General features: G+C 55.7%; 9 protein-coding genes. 7 read left to right on the top strand and 2 right to left on the bottom strand.

What is annotated here, in order from left to right; all coding sequences use genetic code 11:
- Positions 1-363 precede the first annotated feature (363 nt).
- The 7 genes from CRI93_RS02580 (at position 364) to CRI93_RS02550 (ending at position 13,229) form a co-directional block, all read left to right on the top strand.
- Positions 364-2,886 (top strand): KAP family P-loop NTPase fold protein, encoded by a 2,523-nt coding sequence (locus CRI93_RS02580; RefSeq protein WP_141491528.1) that lies wholly within the window; start codon positions 364-366, stop codon positions 2,884-2,886.
- Positions 2,887-3,049: 163 nt separating this feature from the next.
- Positions 3,050-7,414 (top strand): NACHT domain-containing protein, encoded by a 4,365-nt coding sequence (locus CRI93_RS02575; protein WP_141491527.1) that lies wholly within the window; start codon positions 3,050-3,052, stop codon positions 7,412-7,414.
- A gap of 369 nt (positions 7,415-7,783) precedes the next feature.
- Complete coding sequence (gene prfA, locus CRI93_RS02570; protein ID WP_098061031.1) at positions 7,784-8,857, top strand: peptide chain release factor 1; 1,074 nt, start codon at positions 7,784-7,786, stop codon at positions 8,855-8,857.
- Positions 8,858-9,098: 241 nt separating this feature from the next.
- Positions 9,099-9,467: a 30S ribosomal protein S6 gene (rpsF, locus tag CRI93_RS02565; protein ID WP_098061030.1), complete on the top strand. Its 369-nt coding sequence runs from the start codon at positions 9,099-9,101 to the stop codon at positions 9,465-9,467.
- A 74-nt stretch (positions 9,468-9,541) separates the two neighbouring features.
- Positions 9,542-9,751, top strand: a complete 210-nt coding sequence (gene rpsR, locus CRI93_RS02560; RefSeq protein WP_098061029.1) for a 30S ribosomal protein S18 — start codon at positions 9,542-9,544, stop codon at positions 9,749-9,751.
- Positions 9,752-9,799: 48 nt separating this feature from the next.
- Positions 9,800-10,246, top strand: coding sequence for a 50S ribosomal protein L9 (rplI, locus tag CRI93_RS02555; protein WP_098061028.1), 447 nt, complete (start codon positions 9,800-9,802; stop codon positions 10,244-10,246).
- Between the two features lie 316 nt (positions 10,247-10,562).
- Entirely contained in the window at positions 10,563-13,229 is a 2,667-nt protein-coding gene (locus tag CRI93_RS02550) for a T9SS type A sorting domain-containing protein (RefSeq protein WP_176521636.1), read from the top strand.
- 128 nt (positions 13,230-13,357) lie between these two features.
- Here CRI93_RS02550 and CRI93_RS02545 read toward each other — a convergent pair whose 3' ends face one another.
- Positions 13,358-14,674 carry an amidohydrolase family protein gene (locus CRI93_RS02545; protein WP_098061026.1) on the bottom strand — a complete coding sequence of 439 codons (1,317 nt, stop codon included), beginning with the start codon at positions 14,672-14,674 and terminating at the stop codon, positions 13,358-13,360.
- 51 nt (positions 14,675-14,725) lie between these two features.
- Complete coding sequence (locus CRI93_RS02540) at positions 14,726-16,123, bottom strand: amidohydrolase family protein (RefSeq protein ID WP_098061025.1); 1,398 nt, start codon at positions 16,121-16,123, stop codon at positions 14,726-14,728.
- Positions 16,124-16,157: the final 34 nt, after the last annotated feature.

The raw sequence follows: 16,157 nt of genomic DNA, 5'->3' as shown, positions 1-16,157 counted from the left end.
CTGCAGCTGCTGTCGTATCACATTGCGGTGATGCGCGGCTGCGACGTAGACCAGCCCCGCAACCTGGCCAAGAGCGTGACGGTGGAATAACACGCCGCAGTGTCCTCTGCGCTTGATGCACATCCTGTGAGCCTCGCTGGGGGTCTGAACCCGCGGCGGGGCTTTATCATCCTGTGCCCAAGTTGAAGCACATCTACCGTCTCTGGAAAAGCATTCAAGCGACAGGACCTATCTCGGATTCGTGACTTCAGTATAGAACGGGCGTGTAAAAGCCGGTCTGCTCCATACGAAGTTGGAAGACAATGCTCAGCCATCCAGTCTTTTGGGTTTGTTGGGCGGCAGACCTATGTTATAATCTGATGCTTGGATACTAATCATAATCAGTCACATCTTCGTACTTCGATCGTACCGATTATTCAGCTGATGTCAGATAGTAAAGATCAAGACTACAATCGATCGGATACACCGATCTCATCGATTGAGGAAGACCAGTTAGGCCGGGATACATTTGCAATTCAGATTGCAAACAGCATTCGAAATCTTCCGGGGACTGATGGAATGGTCATTGGGGTTGAAGGGGGATGGGGTGAAGGGAAAACCTCTGTATTAAACATGATTAGAGAGGCGCTGGAAGAGGATATTGAGAAGCTCGATGATCTACCAGCGAATCAGCCCAAACGGGATGGTACAGAGCCTGGATGGCTTTGCCGCAAGTTTAGGCAATTCCGCGCGTGGAGCAGCCAGTACTTCTTTTGGAATAGCGGGGTTCAAGAACGTCTCCAAGTCGTAGCGTTCGAGCCGTGGCAGTTAACGGGTGTCGAAACGATCACGCGTTCGATGTTCCAAGACATGGGACGAGCGATTGGTCACTCGGATATCAGCCCTGAAACCGAGCGGCTTGCCCAACGGATGGAGCAACTCGCGATTGCATTTGGTGTTGCGGAGCACACGAAATCAAATAATATGCTTGCAGGTTGGGTTCGTATCGTGCTCGGTCTTGTATCTCTCGTAGGTGTGGGGTTCAGCCTCGACTGGTTGAAGCTGGAGGCATTGATTGAGCAAGAGGTTATGACGAGGATATTTGCAGGAATTGCCTCTCTGCTTGGTCTAATAGCTTCATTCTTCGGAGGAGTGTCCAAAATATTGCGCGCTGAATCTGAGATTCAGAGTAAGACGACGGAGAATCTTCGAGAGGATGTCAGAACTGAATTGAAGAGGCGCAAACATCCACTGGTGGTTATCATTGACGATGTAGACCGGCTTGCCAGTGACGAAGTGCTGCTTCTTTTTAAACTTGTGCGTGCCAACGGACGCTTTCCCAACGTAGTTTACTTATTGGGTTTTGATGGAAGACAGATCGCAGAAATGTTTAAGAAGGAGAATGTAGATGAAAAATATATCGATAAAATAGTACAAGAAATATATAGGCTACCATCAGTGCCAGAAGGAAAAATAAAAAGATATGCAAAAAGAAAAGTCCTGAGCAATGAATTGTTAGGCAATCCGGTTGTTGACCAATCTTTTGTAGCTGATGATAGATGGGGATGGGTCTTTAAGACAGCATCCGATGCATACTTTCATACACGGCGGGATGTTAATCGATTTATTGGGTCTTTGCGTCTCCAAATCGGTCGATTTGTACGAGATCAGAAATTTGAAGCCAACCCAGTTGATCTGTTTGCTTTGCACGTGCTTCGGCACTTTGAAAGTGCGGTTTTTGAAAGGCTCCTTGCAAACAAGATCCTCCTGTGTGAAGCTTTAGATGGGAATATTGCTAACATTGAGCGGTTTATAAAGTCGAAAGAAAAGGATAGTTTTCAGTCACAAAAGGCCGTTCGCGAACAAAAATTAGATATAATTCTTGATAAGAGCAAAAATAGTGCGGTTAAACAACTTCTGTCGGCCCTTTTTCCGCATGCTGGCAACGCCTTGCATTCGCGGGAGATGGTATTCAATCCGTTAACCTGGGTTAGGAATCGGCGCATTGCTCATCCCTTTTTCTTCCGATCGTATTTTGAGCAGCCTCCGTCCCCATTACCTCTGACCAGATTGGAGGAGGAGCAGCTACGAAGTGCAGTATCAAATAAGGACAGCCTGTTTGAGGCACTGGTCGGGTACCAAGATCAAGATGAAAAACGTCTTCTGGAAGCACTGCATTTTGCTCGCGAATGTCTCTACGGTGGTGTATTCAGCGACTACGAACAAGATAACATTCTACGGGCATTTGCTAAGCTTGAGCTTATATTTCTAGATTGTAAGGGCAAACGGAATACTGATCTTGATCTTATTAATGAACCTGCAACCGCGGTCAAAACAGCGGAGGATATGGTAGAGAAGATCGTCTCTGAATCTAAGTCTGACCAGCAGCACCAAGAGCGAATTGAACTCTTGATTGAACCATACCGTGCTTTCAGATTTGCCGGTCGAGAAATTGAGCGTGCAGAGGAGGAAAACTCATTGGAGAGTGGGAGACTGCAAACGGTAAAAAGGAAGTACGCTGATCAAATATGGAGCAGACTTGAGGGATTTCGGCCAGGAGTCAAAGGGGGAATCGATGATCGAGAGGACTTCGCGGAGATTCTCCTCCGGTTCTTCCGTTGGGACACTGATCCCCGAGCAACGGCTTGGCTTGAGGGCTTAGTTGCTGAGGGAAATATGTACGCCGTCGCGGATCATTTCTGTCAGTCAATCGGGGAAGATACCGAATCAGCGCGTTTAGATTGCGATCTCGACTTCCTGAAGATCCTCGACGGTACACTCTCGGCGAATGATCTTCGTGATCAAGTGTTGGAGGCTGCCGAAGAAACTTTTTCGAGTGAGTCGTCCGCATCTGTACGCGAGCGTCAGGTCATGAGTGCTGTAAAGCGATTGATTGAGAGTTCGTAGTAAGAACTCAACTGGAAGCACAGATCGGGACTCAGAATACACAGGTGTTGGTTCAGAAGGCTGGTCTGGTGGACAGAGATCGCCAATCTCTCCGCGAATCCGACCCGCGGTCAAGAGAGACGACATAATATGCCACAGGACCAACAACTTAGTTTCAGGGCTTATGTATGATTGGACCCGCTACTGGGCACGTGAAGGCACGGAGATGAAGCTGCGAAACGGATTCCTCGTCGATCCAGGGCGTCGATCCCGGTACTTCAGATATGTCTCCCAGCAAGAAGAAGCACTCGTCCCTATCGACGAAATCGACGTTCCCTGTGCAGTTTTACTTGGCGAGCCGGGGATTGGAAAGACGACCGAGGTCGAGGCGCTCACACAAAAGATACGCGATGAAAACCGTCCTTACCAACGCGTGCTGCACGTCGAACTCGGGATGATCACCGGGTACTCGGCTCTTCAGGGAGAACTCCTGGACGCGCCCGAAATTAAGGCGTGGAAGCAGGGCGAGATTGACCTTACCCTGGTTCTCGATGCGCTTGACGAGTGCAGCATGGCACGTATTGGGAAGCATTTAAACAAGCAGCTTTTCACGGATCCCCACCCGGCTAATCGCCTGACTCTGCGCATTGCGTGCCGCTCCTCGGACTGGCCGGAGTCGCTGAACAAATCGCTTCGTAGCTTTTGGGATCTCGACGATCTGCCGGTTTACCACCTTGCCCCACTGCGTCGGCAAGACGTCATCCAGGCGGCAGAAGCGAATAGCCTTGACGACAATGCTTTTCTGGAGACGGTTTTGGAAGCGGATGCGGGCCCTTTTGCTGCTTCGCCACTGACTCTCGAAGCACTCATCAGTCGCTTCAAAGAGGTACAGGACATCCCAGCGAGTAAAGCCGACTTGTTCGAGGAATACTGCCTTCGCCTGTCGACAGAAGAGAATAAAGACCGGAAAGATGATGGCGAAACAGGAATACTCGACCCTGTGCAGCGGGTCGATCTGCTCTCGCGGATCGCAGCTCTCATGGTGTTCGGGCAGCGAACGCGGTTGTGTCTGGAACCGAGCACGTCACAGATAGCCGACACCCTTGGCGCGCCTGGTAGCGTCTTATTTGCGGATGAGGCTCGTTTGGACGCAGACACTCATTCGGACGGTCACTCCGGGCCAAGACTAAACGAGGTAAAGGAGGCAGTCCGACATTCGGGGTTGCTCCGTGGAAGCGATGACGGCCGGACGTTTCGCTGGCGTCACCGGTCGTATGCAGAGTACCTCGCGGCGCGCTTTGTTCACAGGAGTGGACTTTCCATCGAACAGGTCCGTCCCCTCATTGAGCATGAATACGACCAGACTATTGCTCCGCCGTACCAGAACGTCGCAGTCTGGCTTGCAACACTCGAACACGAGATGATGGAATACCTTCTCGACAAGGATCCCTCCCTTGTTTATGCTGGTGATCCGCTGCAATATGAAGACGAGAAGCGAGAAGAGCTCATCGAAGCTATTCTGAATGGTATTGATCAGGGGACACTTTACACTCGCATCAACAAACGGCTTAACGACCTGAAGAGAGTTCCACATTCTAATTTGGAGCAGCAGCTTCAGCGTTGGATCATCGACACAGAGAAGAGTGATGACGCACGCGAGTACGCTATCCAGTTTGCCCGGAAGCAGAAACTGAAGGGGCTGGTGCAAGATGCTACTGATGTGGCTCTTGATGCGGGTGCTGACAAGTACGTTCGCATTTATGCTATTCGTCTTGTGGATGACCTGGGAGATGCAGCCGACCGGAAACAGCTTCATCCGTTGGCCATCGAGCCCGGAGATGAAGACGCAGATTGGCGCGTTGTGTATGAGGCGCGCGAGAAACTACTTCCAGATCTTCTTAGCTTTGCCGGTTTACTCGACCAGATCCGAGCCGATGCTGAGTGGGAAGACCCAGAAAATGTTGAAGGGAACTGGTACCACACATTCGATCAATGGACCATCCATTTCACACATCGAATGGATGATGGCACTTTAGTTGAAGCTCTGCAATGGGCACTCTCCAATGATGAGGAAGAGTATTTCTCGAAACTGCGAGAGGAAATTGTACAAAGGTCTCTGGGCCGTGTTGAAGTCGATGAAATCTCGCAGGTGTTGGCTGGGTACATCGTTGAACAGATGCTTCAGAACCAGATCCTTCCGTATCTAGACTCCGCAGATTTTGAAGATCTTCGCGAGAGGAATCCCGAGGCGCATCGGGATATCTCCCGAGAAGTTATTCATCGACTTGCTAACAATGAGTGGGAGGAGTCGAAATCACTTTTTGTTATCGGAGATCTGCAGAGCCAGTCTAACCTCTGGAGGCGGGAGGACATTGATTGGCTACTCGACGATCTTAAAGAGACTGAAGAGGAATCCCTAAAACAGATTTACGCAACGGTCATTCAGTCTTTCTTTCACTACATTGGGTTCCTCAATGAGGAAGGATTCAAAAAGGTCTACAGTGTAAGTCAATCTTCACCAATCCTCTACGAGCAGACCAAAAAATGGATCGAGCCCATCGAATTAGAGTCGGAGAAAGCGGAAACCCTTCGAAATCGATTTGAGCCAAAGAAAGCGGAAACCCTTCAAAGTCGAGAGGAGAAAATTTGGGATTGGAAACGAGACCCCATGGACCCTCCATTCCGAGAGCAGTTACATGATGCGCTTGATCTCTGTAACGACGACATAACCGAGGGCTGGAAGGACCTATTCTATTTGCTAAGACGCCAATCGATAGAGCATGAGCCTGCACATTACTCAGACAGGGATGTGACTGAATTTCCAGCTTGGAGGGCGCTGTCCTCCCGCGAACAAAAACAAGTTGTCGACGCCGGGTTGAAATACCTGCATCACAAGGAAATCGCGCGCGACGACTGGCTAATCGAAGAAGATGGACATCAGCACGTAACCTACGATCTCATCTATGGTTTTACTGCCCTTTGGTTGATCGCTAATCACGAGGGTTCAAGTCTTTCAACCATTGAACCGGAGGTTTGGGAGAGATGGGGGCCAGCAATATTCGCCTACACGCCAAACACGAGTGAGAAGCGTAAAGAAGTTCACAGTAAGCTTGCCGACACTGCGTATCGTCACGCTCCTGAGAAATGTGGTGAAGTCCTTCATGCACTTCTGACCCACTTCAAATATCGAAAGAGGGACTTCGCTTTCCTCTTTGATCCAATTGCTGAAGAGGACCGTATTCAAGACCTCCTTCTCAACCTGCAGAAGAGTGAGGATACCCCCGAGTGGAATCGTGTGTGGCTTTCCCCTTATCTCTTAAAGAGAGGAATCAAAGAGGCACGCTCTGTTGCACAAGACTTCGCCCGGCTTTCTGATGACCATCAAGTCTTTAGAGACCAGAAGCGCCAATGGTTGATTCGCGTTCTGGAAGCGGATCCCTCGTTCGGATGGGACCTCATTCGTGATTCGTTTCTGTCGGACGACGATTACGCCAAGGCGATGCTCTACCGAATGACGCAAGGAGGAATCAAACTGCTGATACTCCCCACAAGTGTACTTAAGCCAATCATCCGGCGAGTGTATGATCTCTTTCCACCAAGGGACGACCCGCCATCGAAGTTTGGAAGAACCTATTCGCCCAGTATCCGGAAGAAGATTCAGCGGTTGAGGAAAGACCTCATTCGCGTACTCGTTAATCGCGGCACCAAGAAGGCCGTTGATGCCTTGGAAAACATTGCGTCTCAATTTCCGGATGCAAGGAAGTGGGGACGGACGATCCACCGTGCAAAGAAGATACTACGTCAGAAAAGCATGTCTTCCATACCACCAAGCACGCTTCTTGCTCTCGCGGAAGATGCTTCAAAACGTGTGATTCGCAGTAGTGCAGAGCTACAAGACGTTGTGTTGGAGGCGCTATCGGACCTCCAGAATCGCCTCAACGCACAAGAGCAACCAGCTGCTGCGGATCTTTGGAACGAGGTTCCATATGGGCCTCGGCGTGACGTGGTGCGAGACTGGATTCAGTCGAACAACCTTGAGAACCTACGAGAAGAAGTTAAAGAAATTAAGGGTACCGTTTTCATCCCAAAGGAAGAGAAACACTTGTCTGACTATGTCACGCGCCAGCTTCGGCAAGATCTTGAGAGGCGCGGAATCACGCTGACGCGCGAAAGCGAAGTGCGAGTTCAGAACCGCACTGACATTCTCGTGAAGGTCCCTCCGACAATCAGAGCCAACGGTGACCTGCTGAGTGTGATTATCGAGGTCAAAGGCTCTTGGAATAAAGACGTGCTTTCAAGTATTCAGTCGCAGCTGGCTGATCGTTACCTTGACTCCGAAGACACGGAGTACGGGACGAGCCGCGGCATCTACCTCGTTGTCTGGTTCGACCTTGACCGCTGGAATCTTGAGAGTGCTCGTTTTCGTAGAGCGAGGCGCCACGAATCTGCCGATAAGCTCCTGGAGAATATGGAAGACAAGGTAGCAGATTTGAAAGAGAATGGTTTGGACACTGCAACAAGGATCAAGCCATTTGTTCTGTGCGTCTGATAAAATGAGGGCTCGCGTTTCGGGGGAGAAATGGAAAGATCATCAGGGCCCATTTCTATGGTAAGTCAGTTGGTTGCCCGGTGAGGTTGGTCGATGCCTCGCCGCTGCAGCTGCTGTCGTATCACATTGCGGTGATGCGCGGCTGCGACGTAGACCAGCCCCGCAACCTGGCCAAGAGCGTGACGGTGGAATAACACGCCGCAGTGTCCTCTGCGCTTGATGCACATCCTGTGAGCCTCGCTGGGGGTCTGAACCCGCGGCGGGGCTTTTCGTTGAGGCATCTTGCCTGTTACCACGCTTCGCATACGGCGCTTCACAGTGCGCCTGTCGCGTTTCGTCCCTGTTTCCCGTCACAAGTCCCTGTCCCACATGATCGAACTGGAGAAGCTGGACAAGATTAAGAATCGATTCGACGAGATCGAGCAGATGATGGCCGATCCCGAGATCGCGACCGACGCGCAGAAGATGTCGGAGCTGGGCCAGGAGCATGGCCAGCTGCGCGAGGTGATCGAGGCGATCAACACGTACGAGAACTTGCTCAGCGAGCGTAAGGACCTGAAGGAGATGGTTGCCAGCGAGTCGGGCGAGATGGCCGATCTGGCGCAGAACGAACTCGAATCGCTCAACGAGCGGCTGCCGAAAGTTGAGGACGACCTGAAGGATAAGCTCATCCCCAAGGATCCGGAAGACCGCAAAAACGCCATCATCGAGATTCGGGCGGGTACCGGCGGTGACGAGGCGGCCATCTTTGCGGGCGATCTGTACCGCATGTACGTCAAGTACGCGGAGAAAAAAGACTGGGGTCATGAAGTCATCGATGCCTCGCACGGCTCGCACGGCGGGTTCAAAGAGATCACGATGAGCATGAGCGGGCCCGAAGTGTTCGGTACCATGAAGTACGAAAGCGGTGTGCATCGCGTGCAGCGCGTGCCCGAAACCGAGTCGAGCGGACGCATCCACACCTCGGCGGCGTCGGTGGCGGTGCTGCCGGAGGCCGAGGAGGTCGACATCGACATCAAGCCCAATGACATCAAGGTGGATACGTACCGCGCCAGCGGGCCCGGTGGGCAGTCGGTGAACACGACGGATTCAGCCATCCGCATTACGCACCTGCCCACGAAGCTGGTCGTGACCTGCCAGGACGAGAAGAGTCAGCACAAGAACCGCGACAAGGCGATGCGGGTGCTGCGCTCGCGGCTCTACGATATGAAGCTGGAGAAGCAGCGCGAGGAGCGGGCCGAGGAGCGGCGCTCCCAGATTGGCTCGGGCGACCGCTCGGCCAAGATCCGCACCTACAATTTCCCGCAAGACCGCGTGACGGACCACCGCATGGAGGGCGACAACAAGAACTATGCGCTGCAAGACATCATTGAGGGCGATCTGGACCCGGTGCTCAATTCGCTGAAAGCCCAGGAGAACGCCGAGCGGCTGGCGCGGCTGTAGGGCAGGCAGTCCGAAATAGAGCCTCACGCACTCAATTCGCGACTATTTCAACGCGTGAGAGCCACATTCCGCACGGGGCACGGTATGTATACGCTGTCACAATGCGCCGCAGATCAGTATTTTGGTCGAGGTGGCGCCTGTGATCCCTGCTCCGACGGGTTCTGCATCTGCGTTCGCAGCGTGTAGGGCTGCGCACCGGGGCGTGAACACTCGTTTCATTCCACAGGGATAATTTTCTCTTATGGCTTCCGAAAACATGTACGAGCTCACCTACATCATTAGTGGGGTGGCTCAGCAGAATCAGGTTGACGACATCGTCAACTCCGTAAACAAATTCGTTCGCGAGCACGGCACGCTTGAGTATGTTGATGAGTGGGGCAACCAGCGCCTTGCGTACGAGATCGACAAGAAGCGCAGCGGCTACTACGTGAACCTCTACTTCAAGGCCGAAGGCAAGGTCGTGCCGCAGCTCGAACGCCAGCTGCAGCTCAACGACCAGATCCTGCGCTACCTTACGCTCCGCATGGACGCGAAGATGATCCGCCACTATGAGCGCCAGCAGAGCACCTCGGCGGTCGAGGAGGCGGCTGAAGCTTCTGAAGATGCGTAAGTAGGTCACGGATGCGCAGGTATGCGGCATCCGGCTGTCTCGTTTTTTGTATCCTGATTCTCTGATTCGCTGTTATGGCTCGTAACGACCAAGATTTCGAACACGTTGAGTACGTTGACTACAAGGACACGGAGTTCTTGGAGCAGTTTACCAACAACCAGGGCAAGATTCTGCCGCGCCGCGTAGGCGACGTGCCTGCCCGGGTGCAACGCCAGATTACGCGCGCGATCAAGCGTGCCCGTCACCTGTCGCTGCTGCCGTACGTCTCCGACAACGTGCGATAGCGCACGCCCTGGATTCTGCTTGTTGACTACTACTCATTTTAGCACGTTATGGACGTTATTCTACTTCAAGACGTTGACCACCTGGGCTCGAAAGGCGAAGTCCACGAAGTGGCCAACGGATACGGACGCAACTACCTGATTCCGCAGGGCATGGCCCGCATTGCTACGGAAGGCGCAATCAATCAGCTCCAAGAAGAGCAACGCCAGCAGGCGCGCAAGGTGGCCGCCAAGAAAGAAGAGGCCGAGCGCGTGGCGCAAGAGCTCGAAGAAATGCAGGTGGTCTTTACCGCGAAAGTGGGCGAAGACAACCGCATCTTCGGTACCATTACCACGCAGCAGATTGCAGTGGAGCTTGCCAACCGTGGCTTTGAAATTGATCGCCGCGACATCGAACTGCACGAAGACATCCGCGTGATCGGTGCGTACAAAGCCAATGTGAAGGTGCATACGGATGTGGATGCCACACTCGACATCCAGGTCATTCCGGAATCGTAAACCGGCATCGCAACGCCGATGTGTGGTCTTGGCCACACACCAATGTCAACGCGCCTGCTGTGCATCCCGCACGGCAGGCGCTTTTTTATTGGGGGCATTCCCGTCGTGCAATATCCCGTAGGAGCACGGCAAAACGCGCTTGAGATGCAAGGACGCGCTGATTGACCTGCAATACAACATGCAATAAAAGATTTGGGACATGAATGCAAGCATTTGGGGAAGCCGATAGATATGTTTGGTAACGTGCATTCGTTGCTGCTACGCAAACCAGACCTTAACGCTACTCATGTTGCAACTCAACAGACGCTTTCCTCCTTTGCATCTGATCGGCTGGGCCTTGCTTTTTGCTGCGCTCACGCTTGTCGGAACCTCACATACTGCCCACGCCCAAATTTATGTAGATGCAAACGCGACCGGTGCCGACAACGGCACCTCGTGGGCCGACGCATACCCTAACCTGCAGGATGCGCTGGGAGCCGCCAGTAGCACCGATGAAATCTGGATAGCCGAGGGCACGTACTATCCCGATCAGGGCACAGGCGTTACCCTGGGCGATCGCAATGCGTACTTCGAATTTGATGGCACAAAAGATGGGCTTACCATCTATGGCGGATTCCAGAGCGGCGACACGTTCGCTGACCGAGATCCGGCAGCAAACCCGACCATCCTCTCGGGCGATATCGGCACCGCGGGCGATGCTTCCGACAACAGCTATCACGTCGTTTTCCTGAACGGCTTCTTTACGCCGATCACCACAAGTACCGTGCTCGACGGGCTGACGATCAGAGCCGGCAACGCCAACGGCGGTGGATTAGAGAACCGCGGCGGCGGCCTGCTCTGCGAGGGGCGTGGCAATAGTGGGGGGGCGTGCAGTCCGACCCTTACGAACGTGACGTTCGCGGACAACCGGGCCGCTGAACTGGGCGGCGGACTCTACGCGTTTGGACAGAACGGCGACAGCAGCCCCGTCATGACCAACGTTACCTTCGAAAATAACACCGCAGGCAAACTGGGCGGCGGACTCTACAGTGATGGGAGCGGCGGGATGAGCAGTCCGTCTATCACGGGGAGTACCTTCGCATCCAACACCGCCAACAGCGGCGGCGCCATCTACAACGACGGCGGATTCGGCGGAACGAGCAGCCCAACCATCAACAATGTGCTGTTTGAGGGCAACACCGCGATCGAAGACGCAGGTGTTGACGGCAACGGCGCCGCAATTTTCAACAACACCAGCGACGGAAGCGCCGTCAGCAGTCCCGAAATCACGAACAGCGTATTTGTTGACAACACCGCCCAGCGCGATGCGGGTGCCATCTTTAACGATGCACGCAACGGGGGGATAAGCAGCCCAACCCTCACGAATCTAGTGATTGCCAACAACAATGCCGATTCCAACGGGGGCGCAGTCTATAACCTGGCCGGGAACGGCGGCACCAGCAGTCCGGTCGTGACCAACGTCACGTTTACGGGCAATACAGCCGGATTCGACGGCGGGGCGATGGTCAACGATATCCTGTCCAGCAGCACCGGAACGGCTCAGCCCACGATCACAAATACGATCTTTTTCGACAACGTAGCCCCGAATGTGGGCGATTCGATCTTTAACCGCGGAACCGGGGCCGAGCCTGCTATCCGGCATTCGCTGTTTACCGATGGCGTCAGCAACGACGTAAACGGGACGCCGGCAGTCAACGAAAACAACCTTGCGGGCGACCCGCTCTTTGCGAATGCGAGTACCCCTGCGGGGCCCGACGGTACCTTCGCCACCAACGATGATGGTCTGCGCCTCACCTCGAATTCCCCGACCCTTGACCGGGGAAGCGCCGACGCGCTCGATACCAACGGCGATGGCACGCGCGATATCACAACGGACTTCACCGGCGGCGATCGCGCCTTTGCAGCCACGGTTGACCTTGGCGCCTACGAGCGTCGCCAGTATGAGTCAACCGGCAGCACCCCCGCAACAGCTGGACAGACCGGGTTCTTCCAGCTCGGCAGCACCGATGCAACGGTGCTCTTCCGCGAAAATACGAACAGTAGTGGGGGCCTCAGCGCTACGAAGAGCGGGAGCGCGCCGTCTGGCCCAACCCTGCCCAGCAACCTCGCCCCCGCAACGTGGGAGATCAACTCCACCATGAGCGGCGGTACAGTGACCTACAGCGTAACCTTCGATCTGACCGGGGTACCGGGCATCAACAGCTTTACTGACCTCTCGATTTTTAAGTCTGACGATGGGGGCAGTACGTGGACCGACCTTCAGGGCGCTGCAGGCGTGACGCTGGTCTATGACCCCGTACGCAACCGAATCGCAGCAGACGGTCTGGATAGCTTCTCGCTGTTTGCTGTGGGCGGCGGAAGCAACCCGCTTCCCGTCGAACTGGCCGGATTCGAGGCAAAGCGCTCGGGCCACGAAGCAGTCACACTACGATGGGAAACGCTGTCCGAGACCAACAACGCCGGCTTTGAGGTGCAGCGCAGTGCCGCATCCAGCGCAGAGACGCCCCCTGTAGAGACGCCCCAGTGGGACGTCTCTACAGGGGAATCGTGGCACACCATCGCGCGCCTCGATGGCGCAGGCACCACGGACACTCCGCAATCCTACCGGTTTGAGGACGCGGATCTGCCCTACGCGGCGGACAGCCTCAGCTACCGCCTGCGCCAGATTGATGCCGATGGCACCGAGTCATTCAGCGAACCAGTAACGGTAACGCGGCAGGTAACACAGGCTGAACTGCTCCCCACGTACCCGAATCCCGTGCGTGGGCAGACTACCATCCGGTATGCGGTTCCTGAGCAGCAAGACGTGCGCATCGAGCTCTACGACATGCTCGGGCGGCGCGTGCAGACGGTGGTCAACAGCCAGGCGGAGGGCCGCCCCGAAGCTCAGCTCGATGTGCGTGGTCTGGCCAGTGGCACGTACTTCCTGCGGATGCAGACGGAGGGACAGACCGAAACGCAGCGCGTAACAGTCGTCCGGTAGATATGGTGCCGAATGTGCGCCGCTGTGCATCCACAAACGGTCTCACAAACGCAAAACGGGCCCTGGGCAAACCGCCAGGGCCCGTTGTTATGTGATGGATGAAGCTCAGGAGTGAGCCCCGAAGTATGTTACTTCTCCAGTCCCGGAGAGCGGTTCAAGAACTCCTCGTAGAGCTCGGTGTGGCGGGATTCCAGCGGCACGTTGTATCCGTTAATGAACAGCCGTGTGATCTGCGTTGCGGGCTCAAACGGATCGCCATCAGCTACAAAGAGCGTAGCCTGCTTGCCTACTTCGAGCGAGCCGAGGCGGTCGTCCACGCCGAAGATGCGGGCGGGCGTCAGCGTGATGGCTTCGAGGGCAGCCTCCGTGCCCATGCCGTACGCCGCAGCAAATCCGGCATGGAAGGGCAGGTTGCGTACGTTGCTGGACTCGCCGCTGCGCAGGGCCACTGTCACGCCTGCGTCGTGCAGACGACCCGCATTGGCGTAAGCAGTGTCGTAGCGGTCGGAGGCGCGGGTGGGCAGCGCGATGACGGGTCCGGTAAGCACGGGCACCTCAGCATCGGCAATGGCATCCGCCACGCGCCAGCCCTCAGAGACGCCGCTCAGCACAATCTGGTCCAGAATCTCACGCTCTTCGGCCCATTCCAGCGCATCCAAAATGTCGGCGGCCTTGTCGACCTTGAGCATGATGGGCTGCTCGCCGGTTACAACGGGCACGAGGGCATCGTAGGCCGGGGCATATTCGGGCAGATGCCCAGTGTCGTCGTCGTTGCGGTTGGCCTGGATATCAGCATAGAGCGTAGCATCCTCCCAGAGCGTATTCAGTTCGTCGAGCGCCTCTTGGGCTTCCTCTTCGATCTCGTCTTCCGAACGCGTGTCGCTCGTGCCACGGCGTCCGGTAGAGGGAAAGTTCAGCACCATGTAGCGCACGCCATCTACGTGCATCTGCTCGGGGGTGTAGCCCAGCAGGTCGATGAGCGCCGCCTGTCCGGGCCACTGCCCGCCGCTGGGCTCCGTAATGACGGTGGTGACGCCATCCACACGGGTAACGGGAATGGAAATCGAGTTCGGATTCACGGCAGTAAGAGCGTCCATGTGCGGTGTGAGGGAGCCAATCTCGCTGTAGTCCTGAGTTTCAGAAAGCGAGCTCACTTCCACAAGTCCGAGGCGCGTGCCGCTGTCAATGAAGCCCGGATACACCGCGTGGCCCTCGGCATCGTAGCGCGCATTCACGCCGCTGGGGATGTCCACGTCGGCGCCGAGCGCGGCAATGGTATCCGCCCGAATAACAAGCGTGCCGTTTTCGACGATGCCGTCGGATACGGTGACGAGGCGCGCGTTAGTGATGGCAATGTCAGTACGCTGGGCGGGCACGTTTTGAGCGTGGCCAAGCGTGGGGAGGCACAGCAAAGCGCCCAGCACGAGCGTGCAGAGTCGAAGCATGAGAGGGTGGGGCAAAAGCGAATGGAAAAGCGCGAAGGCAGCGGGAGCGGATTAGTTGTGCAGGCGCACCCCGGTTTCGTTGGCGTGCAAATGCATGCCGGTCTGTTGCATGCAGGCGCCGTGGCGGGTGCCGGTGTCGTGCCAGACGACCGTTTCCTCGACGACTGACTCTGGATCCACCTGTAGGCGCATGTCGTCGGGGTCGTCGTTGCGGTCGAAGCGCACGGTGCCATCTACGTAGGTGCGCTGCGGCACGGCGTAGATCGACAGCGGGTGGTCACTGAAGAGCGCGAGGTCGGCGTCTTTGCCTTCCTCGATCGAGCCCACGCGATCGTCGATGCCCAGCTGTTCGGCGGCGTTGATGGTGATGAGTGCCAGTGTCTCCTCATCGCTCAGTTCGCCATAGCGCTGCGCCTTGGCGGCCTGGTGGTACAGGTGGCGGTTCAGGTCGGGCGAGTCGGAGTTGATGGAGGTGTTCACGCCGTTGCGCGTGAGCACGGCTGCGTTGTAGGCGGTGGAGTAGTAGACCTCGAACTTGTAGGCCCACCAGTCCGAGAAGATGGACGCCCCAGCGCCAAACTCGGCCAGTTCGGGGGCCACCTTAAACCCTTCGTTGACGTGCTGAAACGTAATCTCGTCGACACCGAAATCGCCAAGCACGTTCATAAGCATCAGGATTTCGTCGGCGCGGTAGGAGTGGGCGTGCACGATCAGGTCGCCGCTCAGGATGTCGGCAAGCATCTCCAGGCGTTCGCTGTGAGGCGGCGGTGCGCTGCGATCGCCCGCATCGTAGGCGTCCTGGAGCGCCTGATAGCGTTGCGCTTCGGTAAGCGCCTCGCGAATTACCGACTCTACGCCCATGCGGGTACGCGGTACCACATCGCTGCTTTCGCCATGTACGCGGGTGGGGTTTTCGCCCAGCGCAAACTTGATGGTGCGCGGGGCATCCTCCATACGCAAGGCGTTGGGATGCGTCATTCCGTAGCGGTGCTTAATGGTTTCGTTGCGTCCGCCAATGACGTTGGCGGAGCCGTGCATCACATGCGAGGTCGTTACGCCTCCGGCCAGCGCACGGTAGATGCGCACGTCGTATGGATCGAGCACGTCGCCCACGCCCACCTGGGCGGTAACCGGGCGCGTGGCCTCGTTTACGTCCGAGATCGCAATGTGCGAGTGCGCATCGATGATGCCGGGCATCAGGTGCATGCCGGTGGCGTCGTAGGTGTCGACGCCACTCGGGGCCGAGAGGTCGGTGCCGACCGATGCAATGACGCCGTCTTGCACGAGCACGTCGGCGGTGTCGAGCGTGCCGTTGGTTACCGTATGCACCGTGGCGTTTTGAATGAGCACGCTGTTGGGCGCGTCGGCACGCAGGCGGTCAGGACCCGGTTGGGCGGTGCTCGTCCACACCAGGCCAAAGCTTAGGAGAAAGAGGAAAACAGTTCGCATAGGGGGATTCGGGGCGGGAGTACAAAAAACGAAA

The organism is Longimonas halophila, from assembly GCF_002554705.1.
GTDB classification, from domain to species: domain Bacteria; phylum Bacteroidota; class Rhodothermia; order Rhodothermales; family Salinibacteraceae; genus Longimonas; species Longimonas halophila.
The sequence above is the reverse complement of the archived record's forward strand: the minus strand, read 5'-3'. Positions and strand labels throughout refer to the sequence as shown.

What these genes read in the sequence shown, in the direction of transcription:
- CRI93_RS02575 (WP_141491527.1), top strand. Translation starts at nt 3,050, where the DNA reads ATGTATGATTGGACCCGCTACTGGGCACGTGAAGGCACGGAGATGAAG.
- CRI93_RS02545 (WP_098061026.1), bottom strand. Translation starts at nt 14,674, where the DNA reads ATGCTTCGACTCTGCACGCTCGTGCTGGGCGCTTTGCTGTGCCTCCCC.
- CRI93_RS02540 (WP_098061025.1), bottom strand. Translation starts at nt 16,123, where the DNA reads ATGCGAACTGTTTTCCTCTTTCTCCTAAGCTTTGGCCTGGTGTGGACG.
- rplI (WP_098061028.1), top strand. Translation starts at nt 9,800, where the DNA reads ATGGACGTTATTCTACTTCAAGACGTTGACCACCTGGGCTCGAAAGGC.
- rpsF (WP_098061030.1), top strand. Translation starts at nt 9,099, where the DNA reads ATGGCTTCCGAAAACATGTACGAGCTCACCTACATCATTAGTGGGGTG.
- prfA (WP_098061031.1), top strand. Translation starts at nt 7,784, where the DNA reads ATGATCGAACTGGAGAAGCTGGACAAGATTAAGAATCGATTCGACGAG.
- rpsR (WP_098061029.1), top strand. Translation starts at nt 9,542, where the DNA reads ATGGCTCGTAACGACCAAGATTTCGAACACGTTGAGTACGTTGACTAC.